The sequence below is a fragment of the Streptomyces sp. SID14515 genome, assembly GCF_010548505.1.
In the GTDB taxonomy this organism is placed as follows: domain Bacteria; phylum Actinomycetota; class Actinomycetes; order Streptomycetales; family Streptomycetaceae; genus Streptomyces; species Streptomyces caviscabies.
The window spans coordinates 1-9,247 of record NZ_JAAGMH010000068.1 but is presented as its reverse complement, the minus strand read 5'-3'; the positions used below and the strand labels follow the sequence as shown (position 1 = coordinate 9,247).

Below are 9,247 nucleotides of genomic sequence, written 5' to 3'. Positions count from 1 at the left end.
GGCGGGCCGAGCGGCGGCGGGCGGCCAAGGGGCGCGGTCGTCGGCGCCCGGGACCGGTCGTGGAGCAGGCCGCCCCGGCCGCGGCCCCGATGTCCCGGATGGAGGCCCGGCGCGCGGCGAAGGCGGCGAAGGACAGCCCGGCGGTCGTCGCCAGCCGGGTGGTCGGCGAGGTGTTCATCTCGCTGGGCGTCCTGATGCTGCTGTTCGTCACCTACCAGCTCTGGTGGACCAACATCCGGGCCGAGCAGATCGCCGGCAAGGAGACCAACCGGATCCAGGACGAGTGGGCCAACGGCGACCGGAAGCCCGGGGTGTTCGCGCCCGGCCAGGGCTTCGCGATCATGCACATCCCCAAGCTGGACGTCGTCGCCCCGATCGCCGAGGGCATCGACAAGGAGAAGGTTCTCGACCGGGGGATGATCGGCCACTACGGCGAGGGCAAGCTCAAGACGGCGATGCCCTCCGACAAGCAGGGCAACTTCGCGGTGGCCGGTCACCGCAACACCCACGGCGAACCGTTCCGCTACATCAACAAGCTCAGCCCCGGTGACCCGATCGTGGTCGAGACGCAGGACGCGTACTACACGTACGAGATGGCCCGGATACTGCCGCAGACCTCGCCCTCCAACATCTCCGTGATCGAGCCGGTCCCGGTCGGTTCGGGGTTCGAGGGGCCGGGCAGATACCTCACGCTGACGACCTGCACCCCGGAATTCACGAGTACCTACCGGCTGATCGTCTGGGGCAAGATGGTCGACGAACGGCCGCGCAGCGAGGGGAAGCCCGACGCGCTCCTCGGCTGAACATCCTCACGACAGGGACGGTGCGGTGGCAGCGAGGACCGAGCACGACGAGCGGACCGACACGTCCGCGTCCCCGCCGAAGGCGCGCAGGCGCGGCCGTCACCCCGTCGCGACGGCCGTCAGCGTCTTCGGCGAACTGCTGATCACCGCGGGCCTGGTGCTCGCGCTGTTCGTCGCGTACTCCCTGTGGTGGACCAACGTGCTCGCCGACCGCGAGGCCGACAAGCAGGGCGACACGGTCCGCAGCAAGTGGGCGGACGGTCCGGGCGCCCTGGACACCAAGGACGGCATCGGCTTCCTGCACGTGCCCGCGATGAAGAACGGCGAGGTGCTGGTCAAGAAGGGCACCGACCCCAAGACCCTCAACAACGGCATCGCGGGCTACTACACCGACCCCGTCGAGTCGGCCCTCCCCTGGGACGACGAGGGCAACTTCACGCTGGCCGCGCACCGCGACGGGCACGGCGCGAAGTTCCACAACATCCACAAGCTGAAGAACGGCGATCCGGTCGTCTTCGAGACCAAGGACACCTGGTACGTCTACAAGGTCTACAAGACGCTCCCCGAGACCTCGAAGTTCAACGTCGACGTGATCCAGCCGGTCCCGGAGGAGTCGGGCGTCAAGAAGCCCGGCCGCTACATCACGCTGACGACCTGCACCCCGGTCTACACCTCGAAGTACCGGTACATCGTGTGGGGCGAGCTGGAGCGTACGGAGAAGGTCGACAAGGACCGCACCCAGCCGGTCGAGCTGCGCTGATCGAACTGCGCTGAGCGCCCGCGGACGCCCGGGCACACGGGAAGGGCCCCGGTCACCATCGTGGTGACCGGGGCCCTTCGCCGTACGCCGCGGGGTGCGCGGGCGCTCAGCCGCCCGGGCCCCCGAAGAGGCCGCCCCCGCCGCTCTCGATCGTCACGAGCATCACGGTGCTGCCCTTGTCCGCCTGGGTGTTCGGCGCCGGGTTGCTGGTGATCACCTTGGCGTCCGGCTTGTCGACCGAGCCCGGGGCGAGCTGGACCACGAAGCCGAGCCCTTCGAGCTGGCCCTTCGCGTCCTGGTACGACTTGCCGGCGATGTCACCGGGGATCTGGACCTGCTCCGGCTGCGCCGGGCCCTTGGAGACCTTCAGGACGATCTGCACGTCCTTGGCCTGCTTGCTCGGGCCCGCGGGGGTCTGCTCGATGACCTCTCCGGCCGGCTTGTCCGAGTCCACGTCGGTCCGCGAGACGTTGGTGAAGCCGAGCTGGTTGAGCTGGGCCACGGCGGCGTCGTACTGACGGGTGCGCACGTCGGGCATCGGGTCGGTCGCCTGCGCGGCCACGGTGATGGTGATCTCGGCCCCCTCCTCGGCCTTCGCGCCGCCCTTGGGGTCCTGCTTGATCACGGTGCCCTCGGTCGCCTCGGACTCCTCCGTGGTGACGTTGACCGTGAAGCCCTTGTCCTCCAGGACCTGGCGGGCGCCGTCCTCGGACTTCTCCAGGACGTTGGGGACCTCGGTCTTCGGCGCTCCGGTGGAGACGACGACCGTGACGGTGCCGTCCTTGTCCATCATCGCGTCGGCCGTCGGATCCTGTGTGCAGATCTCGCCCTTCTCCTGGTCCTCGCACGGCTCCTCGGCGCCGACCTTCACGGTGACACCGGCGTTGGACGCCAGACCCTCCGCCTTCTCGAGCGTGGAGCCCACCAGGTTCGGGGCCTTGATCTGGCCGTCGTCATTGGTCGGGGTGAAGATCACCCGGCCGATCAGGATCGCGCCGACCAGCACCAGGATGCCCGCGACGACGAGCAGGATCGTCGAGGTGTTGCTCTTCTTCTGCTGGCGCCGACGGCCCGCGCGGTCGTCGTAGCCGTAGCCGCCGTCGTCCGGGTTGACCGGGGGCAGCATCGAGGTCTGGGCGTTGTTCGGATCGGTCGGGCGCAGGGCGGTGGTGGGCTGGTCGCTGTTGTAGCCGTCGTAGCCCCCGTACCCCGCGGCGCCCATCGCCGCCGTGGCCGCGACCGGCTGGCCGTCGAGGCAGGCCTCGATGTCGGCCCGCATCTCGTCGGCGGACTGGTAGCGGTAGTCCGGGTCCTTGGTGAGCGCCTTCAACACGATCGCGTCCATCTCGGGCGTGATCTCGGGGTCGAAGTTGCTCGGCGGCTGCGGCTCCTCCCGGACGTGCTGGTAGGCCACCGCCACGGGCGAGTCCCCGACGAACGGGGGTCGCACGGCGAGCAGCTCGTACAGCAGACAGCCGGTGGAGTACAGGTCGGAGCGCGCGTCGACCTGCTCGCCCTTGGCCTGCTCCGGGGAGAGGTACTGGGCGGTGCCGATGACCGCGGCGGTCTGCGTCATCGTCATCCCGGAGTCGCCCATGGCGCGGGCGATGCCGAAGTCCATGACCTTGACCTGGCCGGTGCGCGTCAGCATGACGTTCGCCGGTTTGATGTCGCGGTGGACGATCTGGGCGCGGTGCGAGTACTCCAGGGCCTGGAGGATGCCGACCGTCATCTCCAGCGTGCGCTCGGGGAGCAGCCTGCGACCGGAGTGCAGCAGTTCCCTCAGCGTCGACCCGTCGACGTACTCCATCACGATGTACGGGATGGAGACCCCGTCGACGTAGTCCTCGCCGGTGTCGTACACGGCGACGATCGCGGGGTGGTTGAGCGAGGCGGCCGACTGGGCCTCACGGCGGAACCGGGCCTGGAACGACGGGTCACGGGCCAGATCGGCCCGGAGCGTCTTCACCGCTACGGTGCGGCCGAGCCGGGTGTCGTGCGCGAGGTATACCTCGGCCATGCCACCACGGCCGAGCACCGAGCCCAGCTCGTACCGGCCGCCGAGGCGACGCGGCTCTTCCATAACTGTTCCAGCCCTCTCCGTCAGTCCCGACCGCACCCGTGTGTGGTCCGCGGCGGTGCGCTGTTCGCGCATACGCTACCGGGCACGGGTGACGTGATCAGCCCGCACCCGTCAGCCGATATCCGACCGGTATCCGATGTCCGGTATGACGGGCGGCCGCCGTGACAGGTCTCACTTCTTGGCGTCGATGACCGCCTTCATCACATCGCGCGCGATGGGGGCGGCCAGCCCGCCACCGGAGATGTCGTCCCGGTTGGCGTTGCCGTCCTCGACCACGACGGCGACGGCGACCGGGGAGCCGTTGTCGGTCTTCGCGTACGAGATGAACCAGGCGTACGGCTTCTCGCTGTTGTTCAGACCGTGCTGTGCGGTACCGGTCTTGCCGCCCACTGTGACGCCGGGGATCTGTGCGTTGGTTCCCGTGCCGTCCTTGACGACGGTCTCCATCATCTGCTGGACCTTCTGGGCGTTCTCGCCGGAGAGCGCGCGGCTGAGCTCCTTGGGCTCGTGCGTGTAGACGGGGTCCAGGTCGGGAGCCTGGCGCTGGGCGACCATGTACGGCTCCATCAGCTTGCCGTCGTTGGCGATCGCCGAGGCCACCATGGCCATCTGGAGCGGGGTGGTCCGGTTGGACGCCTGACCGATGCCGGCCATCGCGTTCTGCGGCCTGTTGTCCTCGGGGTAGATGCTCGCGTCGGCGCGGACGGGCGTGAAGACTTCCTTGTTGAAGCCGAACTTGTCCGTCTGCTCGATCATCTTCTTGTTGCCGAGGTCGTCGCTCATCTTGCCGAAGACGGTGTTGCACGACCAGCGCAGGGCCTCCCGCAGCGAGGCGTCCTCGCAGGGGATGTTGCCCTCGTTGCTGAGCGGCGTGGTGGACTGCGGAAGCGTCCACGGCAACGGCGACTCGGTCTTGGCGTCGATGTCGTCGTAGAGCCCGTTCTCCAGGGCGGCCGCGGCGGTGACGACCTTGAACGTGGAGCCCGGCGGATAGGTCTCGCGCAATGCCCGGTTGAGCATCGGCTTGTCCTTGTCCTGCAGGAGCTTCTGCCGCGCCTTGGCGTCCTTGTCGGAGTTGCCCGCGAAGACCGAGGGGTCGTACGAGGGGGTGCTCGCCAGCGCCAGGATGGCGCCGCTCTTCGGGTCGAGGGCGACGACCGCGCCCTTCTTGTCGCCGAGCCCCTTGAAGGCGGCCTTCTGGGCGTCGCTGCTCAGGGTGGTGACGACGTTGCCACCCTGCTTCTTGTCCCCGGTGAACATGGAGAGGGTGCGGTTGAAGAACAGCTGGTCGTCGTTGCCGGTGAGGATGCCGTCCTCGAGGTTCTCCAGCTGCGAGGAGTCGAAGGCCTGCGAGGAGTACCCGGTCACGGGCGACCAGAGGGGCCCGTCCTTCCAGACGCGCTTGTACTTGAAGTCGCTGCCGTCGGTCTCGACGGACCCGGTGACCGCCTTGCCGTCCACGATGATGTCGCCGCGCTCGTGGGCGTAACGCTCGATGCGGATACGGCGGTTCTCGTCGCGGTTGGTCAGCTCGTCGGCGCGGACGTACTGGATCCAGTTGTCCCGGACGAGCAGGGCGAGCATGAGGATGCCGCAGAAGATCGCGACGCGGCGCAGGGGCTTGTTCACGGGCGGACCACCTGCGTCATCTCGGCGTCGGTCGACGGAGCGGGCGCCGGGGCAGGACGGCGCGCGGTGTCGCTGATCCGGATCAGGATGCCGATCAGCGCCCAGTTGGCGATGACGGACGAACCACCGGCCGCCAGGAACGGCATCGTCATACCGGTGAGCGGGATGAGGCCCATGACACCGCCGGCGACCACGAAGACCTGGATGGCGAAGGCCCCGGAGAGCCCGATGGCCAGCAGCTTCCCGAAGGGGTCGCGGGCGGCCAGGGCGGTGCGCACACCGCGCTCGACGATCAGTCCGTACAGCAGGAGGAACGCCATCACTCCGGCGAGCCCCAGCTCCTCGCCCACGGTGGCGAGGATGAAGTCGGTGTTGGCCGCGAAGAGGATGAGGTCGGAGTTGCCCTGGCCGAGGCCGGTCCCGAGCGTGCCGCCGGAGCCGAAGGACATCAGCACCTGGGCCATCTGCTCACTGGCGGCATGCGTACCCCAGCCGGCGAAGGGGTCGAGCCAGGCGGTGACACGGTCCTGCACGTGCGGTTCGAAGGAGGCCACACCGACGGCGCCCACGGCCGACATGACCAGGCCGAAGACGATCCAGCTGGTGCGCTCGGTCGCCACGTACAGCATGACGACGAACATGCCGAAGAAGAGGAGCGAGGTGCCGAGGTCGGTCTCGAAGACGAGGATCAGGATCGACATCGCCCAGATGGCCAGGATCGGTCCGAGGTCCCGGCCGCGAGGCAGGTACATCCCCATGAAGCGGCGGCTGGCCAGGGCCAGGGCGTCGCGCTTGACCATCAGATAGCCGGAGAAGAACACCGCGATGACGATCTTCGCGAACTCACCGGGCTGGATCGAGCCGATTCCCGGAATGGTGATCCAGATCTTCGCGCCGAACTGGGCGGGGAAGAACATCGGCAGGATCAGCAGGATCAGCGCCACCACCATGGAGATGTAGGTGTAGCGCTGGAGGATGCGGTGGTCCTTGAGCAGGACCAGTACGCCCACGAAGAGGGCCACGCCCAGCGCCGAGAAGATCAGCTGCTTGGACGCCGCTGGTGCGAAGCTCTTGAGGTTGAGCAGCCGCTCCGACTGGTCCAGCCGCCAGATCAGCGCCAGGCCCAGGCCGTTCAGCAGGGTCGCCAGCGGCAGCAGCAGCGGGTCGGAGTACTTGGCGAACCTGCGCACCACGAGGTGGGCGACGCCACCGAGCAGCGCGAGCCCCGCCCCGTAGCCGAGCATCCCCGAGGGCAGCTCGCCGTTGAGCGCGAGGCCCACGTTGGCGTAGGCGAACACCGAGATGGCGACGGCGAAGACGACGAGCGCCAGCTCGGTGTTACGGCGGCTCGGTGCGTCGATCGCGCCGATGGTGGTCGTATTGGTGACAACGCTCATGGTGCTGAAGGCCCCCTACGGCTTACTGCTTACCGCACTGCGGGACCAGCTTCTTCTCTTCCTCCGAGAGGCTGGGGCCGGGAGTGGGAGCGGTGGTCGACTTGGTCCCCTTGGCGGAGGACGTGGCGGAAGTCCTGGTGGCGGGGGCTCCGGCGGTGCCGCCGGCCTCGCCCTCGCCCGTACGGGCCCGGTTCTCGGCGTCGGCCGCGCGGCGCTGCGCGTCCTTCTTGCAGGCGGAGGCCTGGGCGGCGAGCTCGGCGACCTTCTTGCGGGCGTCGGTGATGTTGCCCTCGGCGATGGTCGACTCGACCTGCTTGCGCTGGTACGGCGGCAGGTACTTGAGCTCGATCTCGGGGTGGTTCTTCTCGACCTTCGAGAGCGAGACCCAGGCGAGGTCCTGGCTGATGCCCTGGAACAGCGCGACGTTCTCGTCCTTCGCGCCGACGTAGTACTGCGTCTGCGTCCAGCGGTAGCCGCCGTACAGACCGCCGCCGATCACGGCCAGCGCGAGCACGATGTAGACGGAACGCTTCAGCCATTTACGACCGCCGCGCGGTTTGACGAAGTCGTCGTCCGTATAGGCGTCGTAGGAGCCGTCCGGCATGCCGCCGTAGCCGACGTCGCCGCTGCCGGGCGGGCCGAAGCCGCCGGCGGGCGGGGGCACGGGGCGGCCGAGACCGGCCGCGCGGCCGGCGGGCGTCTGCATGGCCCCGCCGTCGCCCAGCTGGGCCTGGTTCTCCGCGACCGCGCCGACGACGACCGGGGTGTCGTTGAGCTGACCGGCCAGGGTGTCGTTGCTGTCGACGTCCAGGACGTCGGCCACGATGCAGGTGATGTTGTCGGGGCCGCCGCCGCGCAGAGCGAGCTGGATCAGCTCCTGGATGGTCTCCTGCGGGCCCTGGTAGCTGGCGAGGGTCTCCTCCATCGTCTGGTGCGAGACCACGCCGGAGAGGCCGTCGGAGCAGATCAGATAGCGGTCGCCGGCGCGGACCTCGCGGATGGAGAGGTCCGGCTCGACATGGTCGCCGCTGCCCAGCGCCCGCATCAGCAGGGAGCGCTGCGGGTGGGTGGTGGCCTCTTCCTCGGTGATCCGGCCCTCGTCGACGAGGCGCTGCACCCAGGTGTGGTCCTGGGTGATCTGCGTCAGGACGCCGTCGCGCAGCAGATACGCGCGGGAGTCGCCGACGTGCACCAGGCCGAGGCGCTGACCGGTCCAGAGCAGGGCGGTGAGCGTGGTGCCCATGCCCTCCAGCTGGGGGTCCTCCTCGACCATGACGCGCAGCTGGTCGTTCGCCTGCTGCACGGCGGTGCCGAGCGAGGTCAGGAGATCGGATCCCGGTACGTCGTCGTCGAGCGGGACGAGCGTGGAGATCACCTCGGAGCTGGCGACCTCACCGGCCGCCTGACCGCCCATGCCGTCGGCGATGGCGAGCAGCCGGGGACCGGCGTAGCCGGAGTCCTCGTTGCCCTCCCGGATCATGCCCTTGTGCGACCCGGCGGCGAAGCGCAGCGACAGACTCATGCGCACCTCGCCCGTCGGCTCGGGGTACAGCCTGTCTCGAGCCACACTGCCCACCCTCCGGTCGGGAACCGGGCAGCGTCCGCCGTCGGGACCGCCGCGGCTCGCTCGCTCCGCTCGCTCATTGTCGTACTACTTCCGCAGCTCGATGACGGTCTTGCCGATACGGATCGGCGCGCCCAGCGGAACTGGTGTCGGGGTGGTGAGCCGGGTCCGTTCCAGATACGTGCCGTTGGTGGACCCGAGATCCTCGACGATCCACTGGCCGTCACGGTCCGGGTAGATCCTGGCATGCCTGCTGGACGCGTAGTCGTCGTCCAGCACGATCGTTGAATCGTGGGCCCGGCCCAGGGTGATGGTCTGGCCCTGGAGCGCGACCGTGGTGCCCGTGAGCGTGCCCTCGGACACGACCAGCTTCGTGGGCGCCCCGCGGCGCTGCCGGCCGGACTGCTGGCGCTGCTGGGGCGGCGCCGCTTGTTGTTGTTGGCGGCCCTGCTGCGGGCGCGGGTCGGCGGCAGTGCGGCGTGAGCCGCGCTGCGTGACGCGCGTTCCGAACAGGTCGCTGCGGATGACCTGTACGGCCACGATGACGAACAGCCACAGAACAGCCAGGAAACCTAGCCGCATGACCGTCAGGGTCAGCTCTGACATTGCCCCCGCTTCACCCTTCGGCTTGCCGGTAAACGATGGTGGTGCTGCCCACGACGATCCGCGAGCCGTCGCGGAGCGTAGCGCGGGTGGTGTGCTGCCCGTCTACCACGATGCCGTTGGTAGACCCGAGATCCTGGATCGTCGAGGGCGTTCCGGTCCGGATCTCACAGTGCCGGCGCGATACGCCGGGGTCGTCGATCCGCACGTCGGCGTCGGTGGATCGTCCCATCACCAACGTCGGGCGGGAAATCTGATGGCGGGTGCCGTTGATCTCGATCCAGCGTCGCGTCCGGGCGTCCGGCAGCGGGCCGGGCGAGGCCGGCGGGCGCCGGTCGTTCGTGGGGGCCGAGGGCCGTCCGGCACCGGGCGGCGGGGCCGCGGGCATCGGCGGGGCGGCGCTCGGGG

At 69.1% G+C, this 9,247-nt stretch carries 8 protein-coding genes; 2 read left to right on the top strand and 6 right to left on the bottom strand.

Annotation, left to right across the window (positions count from 1 at the left end):
- Positions 1-803: class E sortase (locus G3I54_RS13335; RefSeq protein WP_164614356.1), on the top strand; the 803-nt coding region annotated here is incomplete at its 5' end.
- Between the two features lie 25 nt (positions 804-828).
- Positions 829-1,563: a class E sortase gene (locus G3I54_RS13330; RefSeq protein ID WP_164614354.1), complete on the top strand. Its 735-nt coding sequence runs from the start codon at positions 829-831 to the stop codon at positions 1,561-1,563.
- A gap of 106 nt (positions 1,564-1,669) precedes the next feature.
- Here G3I54_RS13330 and pknB read toward each other — a convergent pair whose 3' ends face one another.
- The 6 genes from pknB to G3I54_RS13300 form a co-directional block, all read right to left on the bottom strand.
- Positions 1,670-3,646: a Stk1 family PASTA domain-containing Ser/Thr kinase gene (gene pknB, locus G3I54_RS13325; RefSeq protein ID WP_164614352.1), complete on the bottom strand. Its 1,977-nt coding sequence runs from the start codon at positions 3,644-3,646 to the stop codon at positions 1,670-1,672.
- 171 nt (positions 3,647-3,817) lie between these two features.
- Entirely contained in the window at positions 3,818-5,275 is a 1,458-nt protein-coding gene (locus G3I54_RS13320; RefSeq protein WP_164614350.1) for a penicillin-binding transpeptidase domain-containing protein, read from the bottom strand.
- Positions 5,272-6,672, bottom strand: coding sequence for an FtsW/RodA/SpoVE family cell cycle protein (locus G3I54_RS13315; RefSeq protein ID WP_164614348.1), 1,401 nt, complete (start codon positions 6,670-6,672; stop codon positions 5,272-5,274). The genes G3I54_RS13320 and G3I54_RS13315 overlap by 4 nt, the downstream gene beginning before the upstream one ends.
- 22 nt (positions 6,673-6,694) lie before the next feature.
- Positions 6,695-8,194, bottom strand: coding sequence for a PP2C family serine/threonine-protein phosphatase (locus tag G3I54_RS13310; RefSeq protein ID WP_164614358.1), 1,500 nt, complete (start codon positions 8,192-8,194; stop codon positions 6,695-6,697).
- 129 nt (positions 8,195-8,323) lie between these two features.
- Complete coding sequence (locus G3I54_RS13305; RefSeq protein ID WP_164614346.1) at positions 8,324-8,842, bottom strand: FHA domain-containing protein; 519 nt, start codon at positions 8,840-8,842, stop codon at positions 8,324-8,326.
- Positions 8,843-8,852: 10 nt separating this feature from the next.
- A partial coding sequence (locus tag G3I54_RS13300) for an FHA domain-containing protein (protein ID WP_164614344.1) occupies positions 8,853-9,247 on the bottom strand: 395 nt, incomplete at its 5' end.

Coding starts and splice junctions, on each gene's coding strand:
- pknB (WP_164614352.1), bottom strand. CDS start 3,646: ATGGAAGAGCCGCGTCGCCTCGGCGGCCGGTACGAGCTGGGCTCGGTG.
- G3I54_RS13315 (WP_164614348.1), bottom strand. CDS start 6,672: ATGAGCGTTGTCACCAATACGACCACCATCGGCGCGATCGACGCACCG.
- G3I54_RS13310 (WP_164614358.1), bottom strand. CDS start 8,194: ATGAGTCTGTCGCTGCGCTTCGCCGCCGGGTCGCACAAGGGCATGATC.
- G3I54_RS13305 (WP_164614346.1), bottom strand. CDS start 8,842: ATGTCAGAGCTGACCCTGACGGTCATGCGGCTAGGTTTCCTGGCTGTT.